General features: G+C 40.4%; 25 protein-coding genes. 14 read left to right on the top strand and 11 right to left on the bottom strand.

Annotated elements, in window-relative coordinates; genetic code table 11:
- Window positions 1-244 precede the first annotated feature (244 nt).
- The 4 genes from H5183_RS14440 to H5183_RS14425 form a co-directional block, all read right to left on the bottom strand.
- Window positions 245-454 (bottom strand): cold-shock protein, encoded by a 210-nt coding sequence (locus H5183_RS14440; RefSeq protein ID WP_016706518.1) that lies wholly within the window; start codon window positions 452-454, stop codon window positions 245-247.
- Between the two features lie 185 nt (window positions 455-639).
- Window positions 640-849, bottom strand: a complete 210-nt coding sequence (locus tag H5183_RS14435; RefSeq protein ID WP_145238950.1) for a cold-shock protein — start codon at window positions 847-849, stop codon at window positions 640-642.
- 445 nt (window positions 850-1294) lie between these two features.
- Window positions 1295-1744 (bottom strand): GyrI-like domain-containing protein, encoded by a 450-nt coding sequence (locus H5183_RS14430; RefSeq protein ID WP_145238947.1) that lies wholly within the window; start codon window positions 1742-1744, stop codon window positions 1295-1297.
- Window positions 1745-1886: 142 nt separating this feature from the next.
- Window positions 1887-2756, bottom strand: a complete 870-nt coding sequence (locus tag H5183_RS14425; protein ID WP_182731998.1) for a LysR family transcriptional regulator — start codon at window positions 2754-2756, stop codon at window positions 1887-1889.
- A gap of 103 nt (window positions 2757-2859) precedes the next feature.
- Here H5183_RS14425 and H5183_RS14420 point away from each other — a divergent pair, with 103 nt between their 5' ends.
- The gene (locus tag H5183_RS14420; RefSeq protein WP_145238939.1) at window positions 2860-3360 is read left to right on the top strand and encodes a lactoylglutathione lyase family protein; all 501 of its coding nucleotides are present in this window, start codon (window positions 2860-2862) and stop codon (window positions 3358-3360) included.
- 126 nt (window positions 3361-3486) lie between these two features.
- Here the strand turns inward: H5183_RS14420 and H5183_RS14415 are convergent, their stop codons facing one another.
- Genes H5183_RS14415 through H5183_RS14400 form a run of 4 tightly spaced genes read right to left on the bottom strand, consistent with a single transcriptional unit; the run spans window position 3487 to window position 6861 of the window.
- Window positions 3487-4221, bottom strand: a complete 735-nt coding sequence (locus H5183_RS14415; protein ID WP_145238936.1) for a HugZ family protein — start codon at window positions 4219-4221, stop codon at window positions 3487-3489.
- Window positions 4218-5009, bottom strand: a complete 792-nt coding sequence (locus H5183_RS14410) for a heme ABC transporter ATP-binding protein (RefSeq protein ID WP_259397315.1) — start codon at window positions 5007-5009, stop codon at window positions 4218-4220. Before H5183_RS14410 ends, H5183_RS14415 begins: the two co-directional genes overlap by 4 nt.
- On the bottom strand, window positions 5009-6055 hold the full coding sequence (locus H5183_RS14405) for an iron ABC transporter permease (RefSeq protein ID WP_145238934.1): 1047 nt from the start codon (window positions 6053-6055) through the stop codon (window positions 5009-5011). The genes H5183_RS14410 and H5183_RS14405 overlap by 1 nt, the downstream gene beginning before the upstream one ends.
- Complete coding sequence (locus H5183_RS14400; RefSeq protein ID WP_182731997.1) at window positions 6052-6861, bottom strand: hemin ABC transporter substrate-binding protein; 810 nt, start codon at window positions 6859-6861, stop codon at window positions 6052-6054. Before H5183_RS14400 ends, H5183_RS14405 begins: the two co-directional genes overlap by 4 nt.
- A gap of 143 nt (window positions 6862-7004) precedes the next feature.
- On the opposite strand from H5183_RS14400, the gene H5183_RS14395 reads away from it, so the two are divergent.
- From H5183_RS14395 to H5183_RS14350, 10 genes are all read left to right on the top strand, one after another.
- Window positions 7005-9086 carry a TonB-dependent hemoglobin/transferrin/lactoferrin family receptor gene (locus H5183_RS14395; RefSeq protein ID WP_182731996.1) on the top strand — a complete coding sequence of 694 codons (2082 nt, stop codon included), beginning with the start codon at window positions 7005-7007 and terminating at the stop codon, window positions 9084-9086.
- A 361-nt stretch (window positions 9087-9447) separates the two neighbouring features.
- Window positions 9448-10068, top strand: coding sequence for a fused MFS/spermidine synthase (locus H5183_RS14390; protein WP_145238924.1), 621 nt, complete (start codon window positions 9448-9450; stop codon window positions 10066-10068).
- A complete protein-coding gene (locus H5183_RS14385) occupies window positions 10061-10945 on the top strand; it encodes a spermidine synthase (protein ID WP_182731995.1) in 885 nt (294 codons plus the stop codon). Before H5183_RS14390 ends, H5183_RS14385 begins: the two co-directional genes overlap by 8 nt.
- Before the next feature lie 295 nt (window positions 10946-11240).
- Complete coding sequence (locus tag H5183_RS14380; RefSeq protein WP_182732002.1) at window positions 11241-11714, top strand: TlpA disulfide reductase family protein; 474 nt, start codon at window positions 11241-11243, stop codon at window positions 11712-11714.
- A gap of 9 nt (window positions 11715-11723) precedes the next feature.
- Entirely contained in the window at window positions 11724-11945 is a 222-nt protein-coding gene (locus H5183_RS14375; RefSeq protein ID WP_182731994.1) for a DUF4266 domain-containing protein, read from the top strand.
- Window positions 11936-13240: a DUF3570 domain-containing protein gene (locus H5183_RS14370; protein WP_182731993.1), complete on the top strand. Its 1305-nt coding sequence runs from the start codon at window positions 11936-11938 to the stop codon at window positions 13238-13240. Before H5183_RS14375 ends, H5183_RS14370 begins: the two co-directional genes overlap by 10 nt.
- 24 nt (window positions 13241-13264) lie before the next feature.
- Window positions 13265-14158 carry an FAD:protein FMN transferase gene (locus tag H5183_RS14365; RefSeq protein ID WP_310736584.1) on the top strand — a complete coding sequence of 298 codons (894 nt, stop codon included), beginning with the start codon at window positions 13265-13267 and terminating at the stop codon, window positions 14156-14158.
- 131 nt (window positions 14159-14289) lie between these two features.
- Window positions 14290-14766, top strand: a complete 477-nt coding sequence (locus H5183_RS14360) for a MarR family winged helix-turn-helix transcriptional regulator (protein WP_182731992.1) — start codon at window positions 14290-14292, stop codon at window positions 14764-14766.
- Between the two features lie 3 nt (window positions 14767-14769).
- Window positions 14770-15831: an HlyD family secretion protein gene (locus H5183_RS14355; RefSeq protein WP_182731991.1), complete on the top strand. Its 1062-nt coding sequence runs from the start codon at window positions 14770-14772 to the stop codon at window positions 15829-15831.
- Window positions 15832-15843: 12 nt separating this feature from the next.
- Window positions 15844-16887 carry a DUF2955 domain-containing protein gene (locus H5183_RS14350; RefSeq protein ID WP_145238906.1) on the top strand — a complete coding sequence of 348 codons (1044 nt, stop codon included), beginning with the start codon at window positions 15844-15846 and terminating at the stop codon, window positions 16885-16887.
- Between the two features lie 158 nt (window positions 16888-17045).
- Here the strand turns inward: H5183_RS14350 and H5183_RS14345 are convergent, their stop codons facing one another.
- A complete protein-coding gene (locus tag H5183_RS14345) occupies window positions 17046-18203 on the bottom strand; it encodes a benzoate/H(+) symporter BenE family transporter (RefSeq protein ID WP_145238904.1) in 1158 nt (385 codons plus the stop codon).
- Window positions 18204-18442: 239 nt separating this feature from the next.
- Window positions 18443-19444: a RimK family alpha-L-glutamate ligase gene (locus H5183_RS14340; RefSeq protein WP_145238901.1), complete on the bottom strand. Its 1002-nt coding sequence runs from the start codon at window positions 19442-19444 to the stop codon at window positions 18443-18445.
- 460 nt (window positions 19445-19904) lie between these two features.
- On the opposite strand from H5183_RS14340, the gene H5183_RS14335 reads away from it, so the two are divergent.
- Both H5183_RS14335 and H5183_RS14330 read left to right on the top strand, forming a co-directional pair.
- Window positions 19905-20606 carry a hypothetical protein gene (locus H5183_RS14335; protein ID WP_145238898.1) on the top strand — a complete coding sequence of 234 codons (702 nt, stop codon included), beginning with the start codon at window positions 19905-19907 and terminating at the stop codon, window positions 20604-20606.
- A gap of 58 nt (window positions 20607-20664) precedes the next feature.
- Window positions 20665-21408 (top strand): zinc-dependent metalloprotease family protein, encoded by a 744-nt coding sequence (locus H5183_RS14330; protein ID WP_182731990.1) that lies wholly within the window; start codon window positions 20665-20667, stop codon window positions 21406-21408.
- A 58-nt stretch (window positions 21409-21466) separates the two neighbouring features.
- On the opposite strand, the gene H5183_RS14325 is transcribed toward H5183_RS14330, so the two are convergent.
- Window positions 21467-22678, bottom strand: a complete 1212-nt coding sequence (locus H5183_RS14325; protein WP_182731989.1) for an ectonucleotide pyrophosphatase/phosphodiesterase — start codon at window positions 22676-22678, stop codon at window positions 21467-21469.
- A 192-nt stretch (window positions 22679-22870) separates the two neighbouring features.
- Here H5183_RS14325 and dgt point away from each other — a divergent pair, with 192 nt between their 5' ends.
- The gene (gene dgt, locus H5183_RS14320; RefSeq protein WP_182731988.1) at window positions 22871-24334 is read left to right on the top strand and encodes a dGTPase; all 1464 of its coding nucleotides are present in this window, start codon (window positions 22871-22873) and stop codon (window positions 24332-24334) included.
- Window positions 24335-24387 lie beyond the last annotated feature (53 nt).

The raw sequence follows: 24387 nt of genomic DNA, 5'->3' as shown, positions 1-24387 counted from the left end.
ATCAGCTAAAAGCAGAAACAAGCTTTAATAAAGGCATGCCCGCAAAACAGAAAAAAGCTATGCGCAGTACAGATTACCTTGAAAAGATATTGAAATCATAGATTTTTTTCATGCTCTTGCCCTGTCTATTTATCCGTCGCTATAAACTACCAATAACTTAACACGATTGGTATAAAAAAACCCACTGATAAATTAATATCAGTGGGTTTTTAATACGTTAAAACGTATTAACTAAAACAATCGTTTAGATACAAACGATGTTTTCAGCTTGTGGGCCTTTTTGACCTTGAGTAACAGTAAACTGTACACGTTGGCCTTCAGCTAGAGTTTTGAAGCCGTCACCGCTGATAGCGCTGAAATGAGCGAAAACGTCAGGACCTGACTCTTGCTCGATAAAACCAAAACCTTTTGCTTCGTTGAAAAATTTAACTGTACCAGTTGTAGTTGTAGACATAATAGATATCCTAGATATTAATAAAAGTGTGCCTAAAATCAGGCGGTTTAGCTGAAAAAACAAGTATTTAACTGAGGATAACGCGATGAATTATTACTAATAACAACGTGGTACGTACAAATAAACAGAATTTCTTTCAAACTTATAGTGCATTAACGGGTTATTACTAACCCATTAATTAAAAATTAGATGCTAACGATATTTTCAGCTTGCGGGCCTTTTTGACCTTGAGTAACAGTAAACTGTACACGTTGGCCTTCAGCTAGAGTCTTAAAGCCATCGCTTGAGATTGCGCTGAAATGAGCAAAAACGTCAGGGCCTGACTCTTGTTCAATAAAACCAAAACCTTTAGCTTCGTTAAACCATTTTACTGAACCAGTTGTTGTATTAGACATAATAGTATCCTAAGAATTAATAAAAGTGTGCCTTAATTTAGGCAATTTAACAGGAAGAAAACAAGCATTTAACTGAGGATAGCGCGAAGGATTATTACTAATAACAACGTGGTACTTACAAATAAACAGGGCTTTCTATCAACCCGATGCAGAGCAGGATAACAGTAACTTAAACCATATAACAAGCTTTATTTACTTTTCTTTTTAAAGCCAAGTTAATTTTGTGAACATATATTGATTAAATAAGAAGAGTCGTAGCCATGCTTACCGTCTCTGCATTCGCTTTGTTAAAGTGATCTAGGTATGGAGTGTAGACTTATTTTTAGTGGGATTAAATTTAGTTGAATGAGATAATATTTTTAATTGGGGAAGTGCGAAATCCCACACTCCCCCCCTACGAAAAAAAGGAACTCAGCGCTCATTTGAACAGCGACAGACTCCTTATTTATTCAGCAATTGCGATCGCTATTTCTACTTCAGTTGCGGTTTTATAATATTCATAGTCGCTGGTATAAGTACGAGTGTAACGACAATCATCTGAGCTAAAGTATTGCCAAATTTCACCCCATAAATCAATTATAGCGTCGGGCATTTCGCCTTCGCCACTAAAGACTAAATAACTCCCTGCGTGCGTTGTAACTGTTACTGAATCACGAAGGTTAATTGATTGCTCATCGCTACAGGCAATGACATCAAAATCACCGGTCACATCGCTCTCGTAGTTAGTGTAAACACCAAAGACTTTACTGTCTTTTGTGAGTTTTGAGGTATATTTTTCGCCAAATTTTTGCCAAAGCTCAGCTATCTTTGCTGTGCCAGTATTCATTTCATTGGCATTGCATGTTCTTACTTTTAAGCCGGTTAAGGTCTTACTTGCTAGCTGTTTTACTTCCATTGAGACTATCCTTTAGCATTAATACTCAGTATTAACTTAACAGAAAAAGCATGAAGTATTTAATAAATACGCTATAAAAAGGGTTTATTTTTTGTTGGTGACTAAACCTTTTGTTGCAACGACTTCACTTTTTTGCAAACAGTTACAGCCCAGCTTTGATCACCTCGAGCACTTTACTCATTCGTTTTGCCAAAGGCCGATTACGGTGATAACACACATAAATAGATTCGCTGATCGGGTGCTGTAATGGATGGACGTTAATCAACTGTGGTTTACTAAATGCGCTCACAGCATGTGCCGGTAGCACAGTAAAACCTAGACCAAGGCTGACAGGTTCAAGAATTAAATTAATTTGGTTTGAAAAACCAGAGCGCTTTATTTGATCAAGGTGTTCAAATTCCGCGTAGTTTTCGCTTAACAATAATTGCGCATGATGTTTTGCATCAGGGTGAGCAATGAAGCCAAGTTCGCATAAGTTTTGCCAGCTTGGAGTTTGGTAACCGGTTGGTGTAATTAATAATAGTGCATCTTGGCCGATTTTATGGCTGGTAACCTCGCTGAGTGTTGGGGCTTGAGTTAAAAAACCAATATCAGCATTGTGATTAGCAACGGCCTGTTCCACGCTTTCGTTTGGGGCAAAGCGATAATCAATAGTGAGTGCTTTATGTTGCCCTTGTAAATCAAGTAATTGATTATAAAACTTAAGCCCGCAACTGCCTGGTGATTGAATCTTTATATTGCCACTGTAGGGTGAGTCGTCATGCAGTTGTTGCTCTAAAAACTGCCACTCTTTTAGTAACTGACTTCCTTTTTGATATAAGCCTTGCCCTTGTGCGGTAAGGGTAAACTGTTTGCCATGGCGTTCAAGCAATGCGCAATTAACCTGCTGCTCTAACTTTTTAATGTGTTGGCTTACGCCTGACTGGGTCATATAAAGGCGTTCTGCAGTTTGGGTAAAGTGATTTACTTCCACCAAGGTGCAAAAGGTATGTAACCATGTAGAATTTATCATTATAAAACGTACTCAAAATGATGATTAATGATAATTTTACTTAATACAGGTCGGTTCGTAAACTAACTCCATCAACTAAGCATAGTTAAACAGGAGCATTATTATGAGTCATACCTATCCACGTAGTTTTTCGCACATTGGAATTTCGGTCCCCGATGTTGAAAAAGCCGTTGAGTTTTACACCAAAGTAATGGGTTGGTACACCATTATGAAGCCGACTTTAATTACCGAAGACAAAAGCCCAATAGGCGAAATGTGTACTGAAGTATTTGGTGAACAATGGGAAAAATTTAAAATAGCGCACCTTTCAACAGGTGATCGTATTGGTGTAGAAATTTTTGAGTTTAAAAATCAAGAAAACCCAGCTGACAACTTTGAATACTGGAAAACCGGTATATTCCATTTTTGTGTTCAAGATCCAGATGTAGAAGGCCTTGCTGAGCGTATTGTTGAAGCTGGCGGTAAAAAGCGTATGGAAGCACCCCGTTACTACTACCCAGGTGAAAAACCGTATCGCATGATCTACATGGAAGACCCGTTTGGTAACATTCTCGAGATTTACAGCCACAGTTATGAGCTTATTTACAGCGCAGGTGCATACTAAATTAATTGGCATCAGTGTTAAATTGTAACAGCCGCAGCTTAGTTACTGCGGCCTCTGATATCGAAAATGCACTACTGGGTTAGTAGTGCTAAGCGTTATAACCACACATGTGATTTATCTGTTTTCTTATGCTGGCTCTTCTATGCTAGTGCGAGCATTTGTGGTTAAGGCAACAAGCGCTTTTCGCACTGCTTGTGGTGTCTCGCACACGTTTTCAAAGCTAATAAAATAATTACGTTGTTGGCTTTGAATATAAAACCCCTGTGGCAGTATGCCACTCATAACCGGTGCATTATCTGATACGCAATAATGCTGAGCTAATATTAGAGCCATTGCATTTTGATGATCTTCATTCATGTGGGTGATCATGCTTTGTTCTTGATCTTCGTCCCAGCTTTTAGCAGCGCTTTGCCACTCATCTTTTTCAAGCCAAAATATTTTCCCAAAACCGCCAATAAAGCGAACTCGCACAACATCTAATTGCCATAATTTAAAGTCGTGGGCGTTCCGATAACTGTCAGCTTCTGGGTATAACGCTATGTATTTGTTAAGCAGTATTTCGGCCTGAGGGCCTGCAACTTCACAACCATCGCCCACCAATGTGACTCGGCCATGCTCGTTTTGGTCGCCACGGTCAGCGGCATCAAAAATAGTTAAGCTCATACGAGAATCGTGCTTTAAGTTTTTAGTGTGTTGGGCTATATCGCTAATAAAAAAGTAGATGCGGCCTTGCTCATCACACATATAAGGGGTTACCGAACCAAACGGATAACCTCTTAAGTTGTAAGAAATAGTCGACATAACACCAGCATGGGTTTTAAAAACCAGCTTTTGTGCATCGCTTAATGCTTGCTCTCTCATGAAAACTCCTGACGTTGAGAAAAAACCATGGGTGCATTGTTATATGGATGAGAATTAACATGCAGTTTCATGGCGTACATTTGTTGTAAATTAGATTCTGTAAGTACTGTGTTTATTGGCCCGCTATCGAGTACTTTTTGATCGTGTAATAAAATAGCGTCGGTTGCGTAAAGGCTGGCCAAATTTAAATCGTGAATAGCTATAATGGCACTGTTACCCTGCTCTACAAATGCTTTAACACAACTCAATAGAGCATGTTGATGGCGCATATCTAGTGCTGATGTAGGTTCATCAAGCAGCATCAATTTAGGCTTGGTATGAGTAGAAAAAGCATCTAATTGAGCCAAAGTACGCGCCATATGAACGCGCTGTTGCTCACCGCCTGAAAGCTTACTGACACGGCGGGATAAGTACTGGGTTAAGTCCATGAGTGCGGCATACTTGTGGACTTTTTCAGCTTGCATTTTAAGAGACTCGGCATAGGGGTAGCGTCCCATTGCAATGAGCTCAAATACACTAAAATCAAAGCCAACAAGATTGCTTTGCATCATTACTGCTCGTTGAGTGGCTAAGTGTGCTTGAGACAATGTACTCAGAGGATAATTGTTAAACCGTACTTCGCCTTTAAAGTCATAATGCCCGGCTAAAGCATGCAGCAGTGTTGATTTTCCTGCGCCATTTTCGCCTATCAGTGCTACTAGTTGAGCTTTTGCAATGTGCCCACTTATGTTTTTTAAAACACTGTGATTGCCAAAACCAACACTTAGGTTATTAAAAGTAATCATCATTACCCTCGCTTAGTTTTAATGATCAGATAAATAAACAAAGGTGCGCCAAGTAGCGCGGTAATAATACCAATGGGTAACTCTGCAGGCATAACAACTAAACGTGCTAACCAGTCAGAAAGCAGCAGCACAACAACGCCTAATAACATGCACAGCGGTAACATTTTACGTAAATGCGGGCCAACCATTAAACGGGCAATGTGTGGCACAACTAAGCCAACAAAACCTATCAAGCCAGTAAGGGCTACAACGGCACCAACACCTAATGCCACGAGTATAATTACATACAGTTTAAGCTTGTCTGTGTTGACACCTAAATACTGTGCTTGAGACTCGCCAATCAATAGTAAGTTCATCGGTTCTTTGAGTCGCCACAGACCAAGAATACTCAGTAGCAATAATGGTGTTGCTTGAGTTATGGCATCCCAATTGGCACCACCTAATGAGCCCATCGTCCAGTAGTTAATTAATCTAAGCGCACTATCGTCAGCGAAATAGCTTAATAAGCCAATAACAGCAAAGGATAAAGAATTGATCGCAACCCCCACTAAAATTAGTGTGGTTATATTGACCTGCCTATGCTGCTTAGCAATTAAATACACTAAAGAGGTCACTAACAATGCTCCTAAAAATGCGGCATAAGGTAAATAGTATTGAGCATTAAAATTAAACTGGGCGCTAAATGCTATAAAGGCGACCGCGACCATGGCTGCGCCTGCGCTAATACCAATAATTGATGGATCAGCCAAAGGATTACGACACAAAGCTTGCGTTGCAGCGCCAGTTTGGGCAAGCACTAAGCCAACCAATACAGCTAGTACAAATCGAGGTAGACGTATTTGCGTGACCACATTGATTTGCAGCGCATCAAATTGATTAAAATACTCTGGGGCAATCCATGCGATGGCTAAACGCCAATCCCAGCCTGCGGGGCCATATCCTATGCTCAGTAGTGCTAGAGCAAAAATACACACAGTAATTAGCAGCATCCACTTTTGGTTTGCAGTTATAGAAACAGGCTTAAAACGGCTCAAAGTTAATGTGTTCATAAGGTAGCTTTATAGTCGCTTAATTCTTTAATACCCGTGGCTATGCGCGGCGACATTCCCAGTGATAGCAGGCTATCCATCACCAATAATCGGCACTGCTTTGCAGCTGTTAATAAGCGCAGTGTTGGTTGATTACAAAAAGCCTCTTTACCGCCAAGGCTATAAACAACATGGGCTGGTGCGATTAAAAAATCGGGCTGTTTTACGGCAAGTACTTCGTTATTTATTACTTTAAAACCTTTGTGCGTAGCGCCTAAATTAGTGACTCCAGCATAATCAAGTAATAAGTCAGCAACCGTGTCAGTGCCCGCAGCAACAAGCCCGCGCTCATTAGCTGAGAGTAAAAATAAAGCGCTGTGTGTTTCGATGCTCGCTTTTGGAGGTAATGAATTTTTTATTTGGGCTACGAGGACTTGGGCTTTGTCGTTCGCATTTAAGTCTTTACCAAGGCGTTTAACAAGATTTAGTAAGTCATTAATTGAGTTGGGTTTTTTATAGTGGATAAGCTCTACACCAGTGGCTTCTATTTGTGCAAGCGCTTGAGCTCGTCCTGCTCCTTCAAGTGCTAAGAGTTTAGTTGGGCGCACCGAAAGTACACCTTCTGCGGCTAAATCACGGTAATAACCAATTTGATCGAGCTGTGTCGCTTGTTTTGGATATAGGCTCGATTGATCCACCGCGACAAGGGTATCTTGCTTATCTAAGGCAAAAATAATTTCAGTTAATGTACCGCCAGCACTCACTATACGCTCCTGCGCGCTTAGGGGGGGAACAGTCAATAAAATCAATATAAAAAGGTATCTCATAAAAAAACTCCAATCATTATTTTCGATTATTATACCCAACTAAATGCAAATAAAAATGATTATCATAAATAATTGATCTTGTTTTTAGTTAGTTGTAACATCCCTCCCCTACTAAATAACAACAATTATCATTTGGAGTTAATGTGAATTTTCCTTCTTTTCAACTTACTGCTTTAGCAACGTTACTACTTGGTTCGGGCTCTGCCATTGCCGAGGAGATAATTGGTGAGCATATTGTTGTCAGCGGTTCTCGGTTTGAACAAAAACTTGAAGACGTAACAGGCTCTGTAACTGTGATTACAGAGCAAGACATAGAACGTAAATTGGCTGTTGATTTACAAACAATGTTTCGTTATGACCCCAGTATATCAAGCACGGGCAGTGGCTCTGCGGCTCAAACGCTTTCAATTAGAGGAGTCGGTGGTAACCGCGTGGTGTTTATTAAAGATGGCCGTCGAACTAACGATGGTTATGCTGGCGGAGACGGCTATTTGGTTGGTCGTAGCTATTTTGATGTCGCTGGGATAAAGCAAGTTGAAGTCGCCAAGGGAGCCGCGTCTTCATTGTATGGTTCAGATGCACTGGGTGGTATTGTGGTTATCACCACTAAAGATCCGAGCGATTATTTATTAAACGAAAATAGTTTTGCTCAAGTGGCGCTTGGATATCAAGGTCAGAGTAATCAAATGTCGGTAGATATTACTGCGGCTAAAGATTTGGGAGATTTAGGTGTTAGTGCCGTTTATAGCCACCGAGATAGCGAAGAAGTACAAAACTTTACTGAAAACCTACCTGGTTATGATGCTAAATCAGATTCGTTATTGGTTAAACTAGAGCAGCAACTTGATGAAAAGCGCACGTTAAAATACACCTTAGATTATTTTAATCAAACTACTGAACAAGTAATCACCAAAGCGAGCCAAGAAACTAAAGACGAAAATACTAATTGGTCGCTAGCGCTGGATTACGACTCAAAAGCGGCCACAGCAGCGTTTGATCAATGGCATTGGCAAGTATCGTTTAGTCGTTATGAGCAGCAAAGTGATCAAATTAGTGCTACAGCAGCGCATATCGATTACAACGACTATGGCTTTGAACAAGATATTTTAGGGTTAAGGGCTGTATTTAATAAAAAAATAGCCTTACAAGATGCGACCCACAACTTTGTTTATGGTGCTGACGTAGATATATACGATACAACACGTCCACGTTATAAAACACGCTTATTGGCTGATGGAACAGTCGATTTTACAGATCAAAAACAAAAAGCTTTTCCTGGCGCTGATACCTCTTTAGTGGGCGTTTTTATGCAAGACAATATTAAATTTGCAAATAGCGCGTGGTCTTTGATTGCAGGTGTACGCTTTGATTATTATTCATTAGCAGCTAAAGATGATGAGCTCTATAGCGATGCTGAGCTTGATGACATTACCGAATCTGCGTTTTCACCAAAACTTGGGATGATTTATCAAGTTAATGATAATTTATCTTGGTATGGGCAATATGTAAGTGGTTTTAAAATTCCCCCGCATGATCAAGCGTATCAAAGCCATGGTGTTGAACCATTTTATCAAATATTACCAAACGCAGATTTAGCACCCGAAAGCAGCGACTCATATGAGCTTGGCATGCGCTTTTCTGGTAATGATATCAACGTTACTTTAAGCGCATTTTACGCCGCTTATGATGACTTTATTGATGTTGCAATTGCAGGTGTTGAGCCAACGTTCATACCGAATGTAAATAAAACTTTTTACCAATACCAAAATATTAGTGAAACACAGATCAGCGGTGTTGAAGCGAGCTTGTTGATGCATGTAAGCGATAATGTTTTAGTTGAGGCAAATATTGCATATGTTGAAGGCGAAAACAAAGAAACAGACGAGCCGTTAACCAGTATCAGTCCATTAAACGGTTCAATACAATTAACAACAGCACTTGGCGATATTGATTGGACCGCAGCATGGCGCTTTGCTAAATCACAGTCTGATGTAGTGCGAGATGCAAGTGGTGATAAAACAACGCAAGGATATGGTTACGGTATTGTGGATTTATACGCAAGTTATGAATGGCAAACATGGCAGCTAAATATTGGTGTAATTAACCTGCTAGATAAAAAATATGTACCCTTTGAACTGATTGCAGGGCAATCTCAGGGGGCTGATTTTAGCCAATATACCCAGCCCGGGCGTAACTTTTCTGCCCGCGTAAGTTATCAGTTTTAAAAGGTAATCAACGCTGCGCTTAAGTGCAGCGTTTTAACCTTACTGCTTTTTTACTTATTCATTGAGCCTTTGCCTAGATGATATAAAAGAGTCGTGGTTTTAAAGTTAATAAAGGCTGTAAAGGGGGTTAACAGTTACTAAACAACACGCATCATATTTGCGCATTAATACTTTTGCAGGCTAGCGAAATTAATCCCTATTCTCTGATGGCTGACTTTATGTTGCCCCATAACTAAAGTGAGACTGTCTTGGTTTATAAAAGTAGCTGTGAGTTATGTTGGCTCGATTAATTATTACACTGGCGGCTATGTTTACATCACGTTAGTATAGTGCTTCAAATAAGTTACAAAATGATAATTACATGACTTTAAAAACCAATGCTTTAATTTATTTTTTAGCCTTTAGTAGCGGCTTTAGTATTATGGGAATAGAACTACTTGGCGGGCGAATTTTAGCGCCTTTTTTTGGTAGTAGTGTGCATATTTGGGGCAGTATTATTACTGTGTTTATGCTCAGCTTATCGTTTGGCTATTTATTGGGAGGAAAGCTTTCAATTCGCCAGCCTTCGTTAACCAAATACGGTTTAATATTTTTAGTTGCCAGTATTATGGTGCTGCCCATTGCATTATTTGCCCAGCCAATTATGGCGTATATTTTTTCTCACATAGAAGACAGCCGTTATGGCTCGTTATTGGCCTCTACAGCGTTGTTTTTTGTCCCTACTATTATTTTAGGCATGATTTCGCCTTACTCTGTGCGTTTATTAGTGACCGATAGCGAGCACAGCGGCCAAGTCGCTGGCGGCTTGTATTTTGTCAGCACCTTAGGCAGTGCCTTAGGGACTATTATTACCTCGTTTTACATGGTGCTAGCGTTTGATGTGAATACCATTATTTTGGGTTTCGCGACGACATTAGGGCTATTAGGTTTATTGGCAATTGGCGTAAATCAATTAGCTAACAAGGAGAAACACAATGTTTAAGTATTTGCTCGTGACCTTACTGTTAATTGGGTTTAGCAGCCAAGCTAAGGTGATTCATCAAGAGCGGTCGCTTTATCGTAATATTTTAGTTGAAGAGACCGGCGATTTACGCTGTTTAAAGTTTGACGAAAAAGCCCGTAAAAGCAGTCAAAGTTGCATATATAAAAGCAACCCACAAAAGCTAGTGTTTAATTATACCAAACTCACTTTTGCCAGTTTACTACTGATAGACAATCCAAAAAATGTACTTATTATCGGGCTTGGCGGCGGCACCTTATCAAATGTGATCAGCGAGCTATACCCTGACGCCATGATTGAAAATGTTGAAATTGATCCCGCAGTTATAAAAGTGGCGCGTGATTATTTTGCTTTTAAAGAGAACGATAAAGTCACTTCGAAAGTACAAGATGGGCGTATTTTTATTAAACGCGCAGCAATCCAACAAGCCAAGTATGACTGGATTATTCTTGATGCATTTAATGGTGATTACATCCCTGAGCATTTACTTACTAAAGAGTTTTTTGCGGAAGTGAAAAGTGTACTGGCTGATGGTGGCGTAGTAGCGGCAAATACCTTTTCATCAAGCAAACTTTATGAGCATGAATCTGCCACTTATGAAGCGGTATTTGGTGACTTTATTAATGTGAGGACTGAGAAAAATAGTAATCGAATTATTTTAGCTGGCTTTAATAAATTTCCAAGTCCTGTGCAGCTAGCACAGCGAATAGAAAAGCTAACCCCGTTATTAGCCCCCTATCGCGTTGATATCAAAGCGGTGAGCGAAGGGATGATTTCGACCAAAGATAATAAAGACTGGCCTAGCGATACAAAAGTACTCACTGATCAGTACTCACCCGCAAACTTACTCAATTTCTAAAGTTTACGCCCATTTGTTACTACACTTAGGCCAGCTTGCTGGCCATCAAAGCTAACTGCTAATTCCCCCTTTTTAAGTTAATACCCGATTAAATTTCTAATCGAATTTTCCCTCATAGGTTAGTTTAAGGTTCCTGCTGCTGCACTGATAGATAGTGTGCTTTGAGCGAAAGTTATAGTTAGGCTTGTCTTAAGTATTTCTTAAGAATTGCCTGCTATTGTTAAACTAATTATTTTTCTAGGTATTTTTAGGGGCTTAAAAAGTGGTGATTATTTCTCGGTCTGTATCACGGTTTATGCTTGTGACTGCACTTTTTACTGCTATGGCGAGTGCGCCAGTGTTAAGTAAAGAAACCGTTGTGCCAGTTATCTCCAGTCAGCAACAACTAACCGATAAGTTAGCAGAGCTTAAAGGCCAAGTGGTATTTTTAGATTTTTGGGCTTCGTGGTGTACACCTTGTCGTAAGTCTTTTCCTTGGCTTAATGAAATGCAAACAAAATACCAATCGCAAGGCTTTACGGTGTTGGCAGTTAACTTAGATGTTGAGCATCAAGATGCGGTTGATTTTTTAGCACACACTCCTGCTGATTTTCCTATTATTTATGATCCTGATGCACTAATAGGCAAACAATTCGATTTACTCGGTATGCCAAGTAGTTATGTGTATGGCCGTGATGGCAAAATAAAATATCGCCATATTGGCTTTAAGAACAGTAAAAAAGCGCAATACGAGCAAGAAATAACTCAGTTATTAGCCGTTCAGCCTTAAGAGGTAATGATGAAAAAATTAATAAAAAATAGTCTCCTAACGATGTTAATACTATCTGCAACTGGGTGTGTCAGTATTGGCGTAGAACCGTGGCAACGAGATCTATTAGCTAAAGATGAAATGTCACTCAGTGGCGGATTAGATGCTGCGGTTGACGATCATATTTACTTTAGTAAAGAAGCCTCCAGTGGTGGACGCAGCTTTGGTGGTGGAGGCTGCGGATGCAACTAGTCGACTCACAAACCGAAAAGAACCAAACTAGTAATATTGCTTCAGCACTAGGGCTGGCTGCTTGCGCATTACTAGGCACAGCGCCTGCAGAGGCGCAAATAAACAAAGATTGGCAGTTTGACACCGCTGTGTTGTATTACGGTGAAACAGATCGTGTTATGGCAACAGAGGCGATGATCAACGCCAATAAAGAATTTGCTGACGAGCACTTTTTAAATTTACGGCTAACCTTAGATACATTAACGGGTGCCTCAGCAAATGGCGCGGTAGCACAACCGAATGTACAAACATTTACCCGTCCTTCAGGCAATGGCCAGTATGATATTCAGCCTGGTGAAACACCGCTGGATGATACCTTTCGTGATACGCGTGTACAGCTTAATGCCCAGTGGACTCAACCCTTGGCGCAGGATTATACCGTCAGTGGTGGCGTGCATATTTCAAAAGAGTATGATTATTTATCGTTAGGTGTTAATGGTAACTTAGCCATCGACTTTAATAAAAAGAACACTACTTTGTCGTTGGGCGGCAGTTATTTTAGCGATACCTTTACCCCCGAAGGTGGTATCCCGAAAGCATTTGCATCTATGCCAATTGGTGACAGTGAAAGTGCGGCTTGGGACGACACTTTTAACAGTACGCGACGCACAGATCAAGATGATAAAACGACCACCGATTTACTTGTCGGTGTTACGCAAATCATCAACCGTAGAATGCTAATGCAGTTTAACTATTCATATTCAATGGTGGATGGTTACCAAACGGATCCGTTTAAAGTGCTTAGTGTGGTAAATAATGATGGTTTAACACAAGATTATCAATACGAGAACCGCCCTGATGAACGTACCAAGCAAAGCCTATATTGGCAAACCAAATACCATTTTGACAACAGTATTGTTGACCTTTCATATCGTTATATGTGGGATGACTGGGAGATAACATCGCATACGGTTGATTCACGTTGGCGTCTATTACTGGGGGACGACAGTTACCTAGAACCGCATTTTCGCTACTATCAGCAATCGGCGGCAGAGTTCTATCAGCCATTTTTAAATGCAGCAGCGCCTTTGCCGCAGTTTGCTAGTGCTGATTATCGTATTGGTGAAATGGATACTTACACGCTGGGTTTAGAATACGGTACTAAGCTTAGTAATGGCCACAGTATGTCGGTACGTGCTGAATATTACACTCAGCAGCCTACCAATAATGGGTTTGAGCAACCTGGTGCGCTGGCATCACTTGATTTATTCCCAAGTGTGGATGCGGTAGTGCTACAATTTAGTTATTCATTCTAACGAGTTATAGGTTAAGTTACTAACGTGGCTGCACAAGCAATATCAATTCATCCGCAAGCCGCTGGACTAAGTGTAAAATTTAACGCTATGGCCAGCCCTTGTGAATTGTTAGTCGATAGCGTCGATCAGCGGCTTGGCGAGCAACTTGGGCAGCTGGTTGCAAACGAAGTGTGGCGTATTGAACAGAAATACAGTCGTTACAATACTCAAAGTGTTTGCTCTGCTATAAATCAAAGCCAAGGGCTGCCACTTGCCATCGATGACGAAACCTATGCTTTACTTAATTTTGCCAAGCTATGCTTTGATTTAAGCGACGGGCTGTTTGATATTAGCTCGGGTATTTTACGGCGTGTATGGCATTTTGATTGTTCCGACAACCTGCCAACTCCGGCACAAATAAGTGCATTATTGCCTAATATCGGTTTCAACAAAATTGTGTTTGATCATTCCAGTATTACCTTGCCTAAAGGTATGGAGCTTGATTTTGGAGGGATTGGCAAAGAGTATGCAGTTGATAAATGCATTCAGTTACTCCAAGCACACAGCCCTATTGCAGCGTTAGTGAATTTAGGGGGCGACTTAGCTGTCACCACTGAGCGTAGTGACGGTCAAGCCTGGCAAATTGGCATTGAACATCCGGGCTTTGTACAACAACAAACTATGGTGGTGTCTTTGCGCAGCGGCGCTCTGGCAACCAGTGGCGATGCTAAGCGTTATTTATTAAAAGACGGCATTCGTTATAGCCATATTCTTAACCCTCTCACTGGCTGTTCGATCACTGATGCACCGCGCTCTGTTACCGTCGCTGCGCCGCAATGTATACAAGCAGGCATGTTAGCAACTCTGGCCATGCTACAAGGTCGCGATGCGCAGATATTGCTCGATTCACAACCCCTCCCCCATTGGATCATTCGCTAATTTGCTCAACACAGTGATATTAAATCGTTTTTAAAGCCCTCTTTGCCGTTATTTTTTAAATCGTTTCGATATTTACTTAGCATGCTAAGTAATGTTAAACTAGTTAGCATGCTAAGTAACTAGGTACTATTATGATTTCATCACCTCCTTTTCATGAAACTTTAGATTTAAGTTTATGCGGTAGCATGGGGCGCGTTTTTCGACTCTGTCGCGATGCCGTTACTCTCGCTGTTGAGCCTTTAGGGTTAACACAATCTCGTTGGACTGCGATGATCCATATCCATCATTTAAAACAAGGTGTTACACAACAAGAACTGGCTAGCAGTTTGGGGATTGAAATGCCTTCACTAACGCGAACAGTTAAACAGTTAGAGCAACAAGCGATTATTGTCCGTCGCATTGACAGCGATGATAAACGTAGTCGTAAAATCTATTTTACTGAGCAAGGGTTACTATTATTAGATGCGCTTAGAGACATTATGGCTGAAGTTAAAACACAACTTTATGCAGAACTTACAACGCAGCAGCTTGATACTATGGCCTATGGTTTAGTGCAAATGGAAGCCAATGCTCGACGTTGTATTAGCCACTTTTCTGGAGAGAAATAATTCATGACACCGGATCAGAAATTTGCCCGCTATGTAAAAATATCATTAGTTGGGTTTATTTTATTGTTCGCTTACTTTGTCGTTGCCGATATGTTTTTACCGGTTACTCCGCAAGCGCGCGTATATCACCCTGTAGTACAAGTAACGCCACAAGTAAGTGGCCGCGTGAACCAAGTATTGGTGAATAATAATCAAGCGATTAAAGCGGGTGAAGCGCTATTTTTAATAGAAGCAGCCCCTTTTAAATTAGCACTAGAGCAAGCACAACTGGCTTATGCTGATGCGCAGTTGCAAAACCAGCGCTTAGATAGCAGTGTTAAAGCGATAAAGGCTCAGCTAGCTGCTGGAAATGCCAAGCTGCATGAGCAACAGTTGTTATTTGATCGCAGTGAATCGTTATTGAAAAAACGGTCTATTTCGGAGCAAGAATACGAAACAATTAGTGCTAATTATCAATCAAGTCAAGCGAATGTCGCAGCTATTGAAGCACAGTTAACCGAGGCAAAACTGGCGCGTGGACAATTAGGCGAAGACAACCTAGCATTACGCCACGCGCAAAACCAACTGGCACAAGCGAAGCTCAATTTATCATACAGCATAGTGACTGCTGATGCTGATGGTAAAGTCGCAAACTTGCAAGTAAGCACCGGAACATTTGCTAATAAAGGTCAACCGATGTTAGCTATTGTGGCCAATAAAGCTGATTTAGTGGCTGATTTTCGTGAAAAATCGTTAGTTAATATCAAAGTGGGCAGCAAAGCAAAAGTAACGTTTGATGCTCTGCCAGGCCAAGTATTTGCAGCTACAGTGAGCTCTTTTGAAGCTGGCGTAAGTAATGGGCAGCTCAATGCTAATGGCTTATTAAGCAGTACTGAAAGCAGTAATCGCTGGGTTCGTGATGCGCAGCGCCAACGTATTCACATTGATTTAGAGCAAGCACAGCTATTAAGTAAACTACCTAGTGGTGCACGTGCAACAGTGCAGCTACTGCCTGAGTCAGTAATTGGGCAATGGTTTGGTGTCATGCAAATTCGCTTTATCAGTTTACTGCATTACATTTACTAATAAGGCTTTATTATGTCTGCATCAGTCCCTGTAAAACTAGACCAGAATGGCCTTCGGCAAGCGTTGCGTATCGCTGGCGGCAGCGCGTTGGGATTTAGTTTATGTAAATTGATGAATTGGCCAAATGGTATTTTCTTCACCGTTTATCCTATGTTGTTATTAGGATTAGTGCCGATTTTAAATGCACATATCATTCGTCAGTTTTTTGCCAGCGCGGCATTTAGTGGGTTATTTGTATTAATAGTACAGGGTTTATTTTCTCATTTACCAGTGGCGATGACCTTGCTGTGCTTTTTAGCGTTTGCATTTTTGTTTTATCAAATGAGCTGTGGTGCTAACTTTTTGTTTGGTGCTTTAAGTGTCGTTAGTTTATCTATTCAACTGCACTTTTCTAGTTATGTTGGTAATGGCACGAGTATTTATCCGTTGATCATCAGCAATGGTTTAGCAGTCGTAGTGACCGTGTTAGCGGCGGTATTAATGCACTTTGTATTTCCTGATGTTGCACCACGCCAAGGTCGGGTGATGCCAACAAAAGCAAAAGAGAGTATTCGCCACGAAGTACTGTTGTGCGCTACGGTTGCTACACTGTCGTTTGTGATTTTTCAGGTATTTGATTTACAAGATTCAATTTCAGCACAAGCGGCATCGATCTTAATTTTGTTTCCTTTGTGCTGGAAAGCCGCTGGCATGGCTGGCTGGCAACGAGCAATTGGCACATTAATTGGTTGTAATTTAGCGTTAGTATCGCAGCTGTTTTTGTATAATCACACCGATATTCTGATTTTTCCGGCGCTGATCTTGTGGATTTTAACTTTTATATTTAGCCGTTATCATATTTTAGGTGGCGGTATCCCTGGTGTTGGATTTGGGGTTATTACCACATTTGGAATTTTATTTGGTCAGTCTCTCGGACCTGGGCAAGACTTGGTTTACAGTGCGCTTTATCGGTTTTCGTCTGTATCGGTTGCGATAATCGTGAGTTTATGTGCGGTGTATATTATGCATCATATTCTTAATCGGTTTAGTGTCACCCGTCATCATACTTTCGACTAATATAATAACCGCCTTAGTCAGTTCCTTATGCACTAGGGCGGTTATTACTTTGTTATACTAACTGTGTTTAAATAATGATCACTTTAGGCGTGAGTTTATAAACCACTAATTAACACAATCGCTACTCAACGATGCGTTAAGCTGATTTATTACGAGTGTTATTTTCGCGGGATCAACCATAAAGTCAGCGCGCCTAACAATATCCCCCAAAATGCCGAGCCAATAGAAAATAAAGTAAGATCAGAGGCGGTGACCAAAAAAGTGATCATTGCCGCCTCAGTGTAGTAACTATCAGACAAAGCTTGCTGTAAGCTCGAGGCAATGGTGGTGAATAAAGCAATCCCCGCCAAGGCTAAAATAAGTGCTTGTGGCAAACTTGCCACTAAACCCACTAGAGTCGCTGCTCCAATCGCCATCAGGATATAAAAACCACCGCCCGCGATACTTGCCCAGTAACGCTTTTTAGGGTCGCTGTCGGCATCTTCACTCATGCAAATTGCCGCAGTAATAGCAGCTAAATTAATGGCATAGCCACCAAAGGGGGCAATAAGGATATTACTAAAACCAGTGACATTGAGCGCTGCAGAGACGGGTGCAGGGTAATTATGTGCTTTTAACACTGCAATGCCTGGCAAGTTTTGTGAAGTCATGGTGACGATATAAAGCGGAATACCTACGCTGATCATCGCTTGTAAATTAAATTCAGGAGCGATAAACGCAAACTCGCTCATTTTCCATTGCCAACTGCTGGTATCTATTTGCCCTGTAACGCCAGCCATTACAAACCCAGCAATCAGTACCATAAGCATTGAAAAACGTGGCATTAAACGCTTACAGACTAAATAAACCAGCACCATCGCACCAATTAGCAATGGTTTTTCACCCATAAAGTTAAATACATCTATGCCAAAAGTCACTAAAACACCGCCAAGCATTGCACAGGCAATTTGACTCGGGATACGTTGCATTATTTTTTCAAACCAGCCAGTGATCCCTGATATAAATACCAGTAAAGCACTGAACATAAATGCGCCTACAGCTTGATTTAAACTATAACCTTGGGCACTGGTAATGAGTAAAGCGGCACCGGTTGTTGACCAGGCAATTAAAATTGGGATTTTATAGTAGTACGATAAGCCAATTGAAGTGACACCCATCGCAAGACCTAACATAAGTACCCAACTTGCAACGAGCTCCGCTGTGCCACCTAGCACAATAACGACTTGGTAAATAAGTGCGATAGAGCTGGTAAAACCGATGATCACCGCAACTAAGCCCGCAGTTAAACGGTTTAATAGTTGATTTGAGAGTTGCATGTGGTTCCTAAATCGTTGAATTCAATCGTTCTATTTATACACAAATATTACTTTGATGCTAGGGCGTGTTTATCTTTCGAGGTTACTTATGACTAAGGTCTTACTGGTTGGAGAAAGTATTGATGTTCTGAGGTAGTGATAAAGTGTTAGATTTGTAATGGCGACGGTGTAACAGTTTTCACACGTCACCAATGACAGCTTAGTATACAAAGCAATAGTCGTTATTTACGACTAAAATTTTACTGTACTACAGCGCTTAATATGGGGCTTGGAGTAGGCTGTTCCATCGCTGCTTTACTGTCTTCATCCAAGGCTAAGCTTAAATTCTCTGGGCGGTCAAAAATACCCAAGCGAATGCGAATAAAATGCAAGATTTCACGAGCCACATTGATCCCCAGTGCAGCTTCTAAGCCTTCAAATCCAGGGCTTGAATTTGCTTCGCAAATTTTAAAGTGATTATCATCAAATAATAAATCAATACCAGCAACGTCTAAATTGAGTACATTAGCTGTTTGTGTAGCTAACCATTCAATCTCTGGAGTAATTGGGTGCGGTTTACCAGTGCCACCTGCACTCACGTTCGCTTTAAAGTTTTTACCGCCAGAGTTTCGCTCCATACATGCGACAGCACGGCCACCAATAGTGAGTACTCGCAAATCACGACCATGGCTAGATTTAACAAACTGTTGCAAGATGATATTAGCTTGCGGGTTGGCGGCTTCAATTAATTGCATTAAATCGTCAAATTCGCTTTTTGACTTTGATAAAAATACGCCACTGCCCTGCGAGCCTGAAAGTGTTTTAATCACCACTGGAAAGCCTATTTGCCTATCTACTAAGTCGATATTTACTGGAAATTTTACCAGCATAGTATTTGGTGTAGGTAAGTTACGCTCAGCTAAAATTTGCTGTGCAAACAGTTTATCTTTTACCGTCTCAATTGATTGTGAGCTATTAACGCAGTACACCCCTAGTCGCTCGAGATGGCGAATAATTGCTAGTGCAAAATAGGTGGTGCTGGCGCCCATGCGAGGAATAACAAAGTCAGGCAAAGTTGTGGTTACACCGTCAATTAGAATGCTTTTGCCATCTTCGCGGGTGATAGTTAAATCAAATTGATCGGGAGAGAAAACTTGTAAATCGATACCTTCTTCTTTTGCTGCGGCCAGTAAACGCTCTACTTCGTAGGTCTCTTGTTTTAGTAATCCAGCACTGTCTTTATAAATGATCCAGCCACGCATGGTATTTCCTCTTGAGTATTGATCCGCAGCTCACAGAAAAAATAGGCTCACTACGTTATAGACGTTCACAGTCACTTATGATGATGAGAGTCTGCGGCAAAAGACGCGGAGTATGAGGTTCATCTGATGTGCAGTAAAACAAATAAATTTTATCGTCACGATAATATTATTTTTCATATCTCATTTTGGTTAATCAATAGTAGGTGTTTTTTTATTGCAATAAAGTATGTAACTACAAAAGGTATAATTGATAAGTTAATGTTAACTTAACGCGTTGTATTTTTAGTATTAAAGTTATTCATTCATAACTTTAATATATTTAATTTATTAACTGTAAGATTAATATGATAAATATTGAAAGTTTCGTTTTTGTTTTCGGTAACAAATTTATGCTTGCGATTTAATTTACTCTGATGTAAAAATAACAATATATTAACCTTTAGATCTAAAAGAGAGACAAATGAAAAGGGCTATTGCATTTATTGTTATCGTTCCGATCAGTGCTTTTTTGCTATATGAGTTCGTTATCTACAAAGAAAGCAATGTAACCCATTCGGTTCCTACGAGTGACGTTCAGTTATCGACTATAGCGCCTAAGTTAGGGGCTAAAACATCACCAGATATATCGTTACCAAGAGTTTTAGCTAAACCTAAAGTAGCTGTAAATCAAACACATGATGAATTTGATGCTATTAATCGACTCTCAGAGAAAGCAGAGCAGATTCTCAAAGCCTCAGGATTTTTGCCTACAGATTTACATAATGAGGTTTATATAGAATTTGACTTAGTTGCGCTCAGAAAGCTCAAGCAAGGCGATAATTTTGATCTAGCTATTCCACAAACCGCTGAAACCTTTAGCGCAGAGGTTACCAATGTAATTGCTGCTAGCAATGGTGATAAAAGTATTTTTGGCCGAGTGCTTGGTGCTGATGGGCGATTTCACACCACCGTGATGACTATTGGCGCAGACGCTATATATGGCCAATTAACTGCACCAAGCGGTAATTATGTATTTGAAGGTAAAGGGCAATATGGTTGGCTTGCGGCAAAGCGAGATCTTTATAAAAACCACATGGAACATCAAGTCACTAATCAACCCACATTAGAGCCAAGCAATGGTGAGGATCCGTTTGCACCAAAAGCAGAAGGTAATAACTTATAGAAATTTTTCAGAGCAGACTTTAACACAGTAATACAACACAACCTGACAAGGAACTACTATGAATAAACGACTAACTACTTTAGCTGCATTATGTGCATTAGGTATGACTGCAACTAGCCACGCCGCGACTATTGATATTGCGATTTTATATACAGATCAAGCGGCGGCCGCCACGGCAAACATTAATACTAAAATTAACCAGTATATTGCTTTTAGTAATCAGGTTTATAGCCAAAATGGTATTGATATTTCACTGCGTTTAGTAGGCAGCGAAAACTTAGGTAATCATGCAATTACACCTTCTAGCAGCTGGCTAAATTCAGTCACTAACAGTAGTTATATTCAAGGTTTACGCAATAGTTGGGGGGCAGATATGGTTGCGGTGCTTGGTACTGGTCAAAGTGCTGGCAGTAACCTAATTTCGTGTGGTATTGCGTGGGTTGGCAATGGCAGTAATGGTAATTTATATAGCTCAGTAAGTAACAGTATGTACAGTATTACAGCGGTAGATTGTGGAGCAACAACCTTTGTACATGAATTAGGCCACAATCAAGGCTTAGCACACTCTCGTAAGCAAGGTGATACATCAGGTGGTGTTTATGTTGATGGTATGGGCCATGGCGTACAAAATCAGTTTGCCAGTATTATGGCGTACCCTCATGTATTTGGTAGTGCCACGCAGTATGATTATTTTTCTAACCCGAACTGGAGTGTTAATGGTGTTCCTTACGGTGTAACTGGTGAATCGTTTGCATGGCGTACAGTAAATGCCACTAAAGACAGTATTGCTAACTTTAAATAGCGTTTATTTTTAGTGAACAGTTTTTCCCTTTTGAGCGCATTAGCGCTCTTTTTATTATTTAATTTAAAGCAGGCCAAAGTGTTGCGCCATCGCCATCGATTGCATTGAGTACTTTAATTCCCAGTACTTTGGCAATAAGTGGGTAAACATCTAAGTTATTTACTTCATCGATTACTAATGAATTTTTAAATGCTGGGCCATTGGCAATAAAGGTTGCCGCCATATCTTCGCTATAAGCATAGCCATGGGTACCTAAATAGCTTACTTTACCGGTATCAGCAAAACTTCTTGGTGCTGTGGTTTGTAAAATAATATCACCAGTTCGGCCATTGTTAGCATAGTGATAAAGCTTACGTTGTTCATCACTTAGTACGGTATAGCGCCCTTTTGCTGCTTTCGTTAAGTGTTGTTTATATGCTGTGATCTCAGCTTTTGTAGTGCCCTTATTAGCATAGATCAATACTCTCGGTCCGGTATTTTTAACCATAAACTTGTCGTCTTTCGGTAAGCTGCTGATAGCAATACTTTGGTTTGGCTCAACCGTACTCATACCATGATCGGAGACAATCACTAAGTTAACATTTTGCTCTAGTTCATTGAGGCGTTGCTGTAATTGCCCCATTAATACATCTACTTCTTTTACCGCTTGCTTGGTTTGCTCAGCATCAGGCCCATATTCATGGCCCATACTATCTACCAGTGAAAAATAACTAACAACTAATTGCGGACGCTGCGCTGCTGGCAATGTTAGCCATTGAATAATTTGATCAACACGATTTTGATAATCACTGTGTTTTGAATAATGGTAAAAGTAATCCGGCAGCATGCCATTAAATCGCGCATCCGATTCTGGCCAAAAATAAGCGGCTGATTTTAATCCCTGCATCGACGCCAAATTCCACAGTGGAATGCCATTGAACCATGTGCTGTCGTCTTTCCCTTTTCCCATGCTATAGCATTCATTTCTTTGTGTATCGCAAAAGCGGTTATCTACTACGCCATGATTAATTGGCAATAAACCAGTAATGATAGATATATGATTAGGAAACGTTTTAGTTGGATATACCGGGCGCATTTTAGTTGCGCGAACCCCCGATTTAGCTATTGCGGCTAAATTTTTAGCACCGTGTTTTTCGATGTAATCCCAGCGGAATCCATCAAGAGAAACAAGTACTACGGTATTACTTGCAGAGTTTTTATCGTCTTTAGCGTGGCTAAAAGAGCTATAAATGAGCAATGCTAATAACAGAAAAATTAAAATAGGCTTCATTGTATTACTACCTTATTAGTAATCAGAAAATAAACAAATACGTTACGATATGCTTATGTTTAATATGCAGTGTACCGCTATTTTATGACCGTGATAATTATTAATAGATAAATTTATGTGCGAATAGCAGTCATGGATATTAATTTAGTAAACAAGCTGTTAGATTAAAAGTAGACAATAAAAGGAGCGTCTATGATCGATTTCAGCAAAAAAATAACGTCAGCGCGTGAGCTGCGCTCAACCCCTAATTTACAGATGGCGTTAGAAAGCGATCGTGGCCGTATCATCAATAGTGCTGCAATTCGCCGCTTACAACAAAAAACGCAAGTGTTTCCGTTGGAGCGCAATGCTGCGGTACGCTCGCGGTTAACTCACTCCCTCGAAGTACAACAGGTTGGGCGCTTTATAGTGCAACGCATCTTTGCGAATTTAACGGCCAAACAACAAGCTGAATATGGCCTAACAGGGTTAGAGAGGCCGCTAGAAAGTCTGGTTGAAATGGCCTGCTTGATGCACGATATAGGTAATCCACCGTTTGGTCATTTTGGTGAAGCTGCGATTAATCACTGGTTTAACGCAAATTTAGCAACGCTTACCCCTCAGCGCTGCGCCGATCCACACACGGGAATTGGCTTAATATTTAAACATTTAGCACAAGATATTTGTAACTTTGAAGGTAATGCGCAAGGTATCCGTATTGTACACTCACTGTTATCACTTAATTTAACCTATAGCCAAACGGCTGGTATTTTAAAATACACGCGTCCGGCAAGTATGGCTAAAGAAGATATACCACGAACTAAAAATTATTTGATGAAAAAAGTAGGCTTTTACTACAGTGAAAAAAACTTTGTTGAAAGATTGCAAAAAGAGCTATTGATAGAGCCACAATGTCGCCACCCCGCCAGTTATATAATGGAAGCGGCTGATGATATTTCATATTGCTTAGCTGATATTGAAGATGCCGTAGAAAAGGGCATTATTACTGTTGAGTTATTATGCGATAAACTCAAACAGCATTATCAAAAAGTGTTAACTAATCTTACTATTGACGATGCAGAACATCAGCACGTGGTTGAAAAAGCAGTTAACTATGCCCTCGATAAGGCCGCTCAGCAACCTTATAACTTTAATAGCGAGTTTTTTATTTATCTACGGGTAACTCTACTCCACCCTCTGGTTAATTATGCGGCCAAACGTTTTATAGATAATATTGAAGCGGTTTATCATGGTGATTTTAATCAAGCCTTGTTAGAAGACCGCAGTCATTTACATGCTATAACCACCACTTTGAAACAAGTGGCGTTTGAATATGTGTTTTCACATAAGGAAGTCGGTAAACTTGAATTACAAGGCTATCGAATTATCAATGGATTACTTGATTGTTATAAGCCATTACTGCTGTTAAGTTATGATGACTTTAAACGGGTGATCAAAGGGGATGATCGTTTCTTAATTGAAACACGGTTGCTCAAAAAGCTTTCGAAAAAGCATTTAAATAGCTATTTACAAGCCATTGAAGCGATGCAAGCAGAACCCGATCATGTACTCGCTTATGAGTTTTATTATCGCTGTCGATTTATTCAAGATTATATCAGCGGCATGACAGATCAATTTGCTTACGATGAATACCGTACCTTGATGGTAATTGATTAGCAAAACACACTGCTAGATAAATTTGCGCACAACTATTAAACTGGGTTTATTGT

Origin of the sequence: Pseudoalteromonas sp. SR44-8 (assembly GCF_014163635.1) — a bacterium.
GTDB lineage: Bacteria > Pseudomonadota > Gammaproteobacteria > Enterobacterales > Alteromonadaceae > Pseudoalteromonas > Pseudoalteromonas rhizosphaerae.
This window is presented reverse-complemented; position numbering and strand designations above follow the sequence as displayed.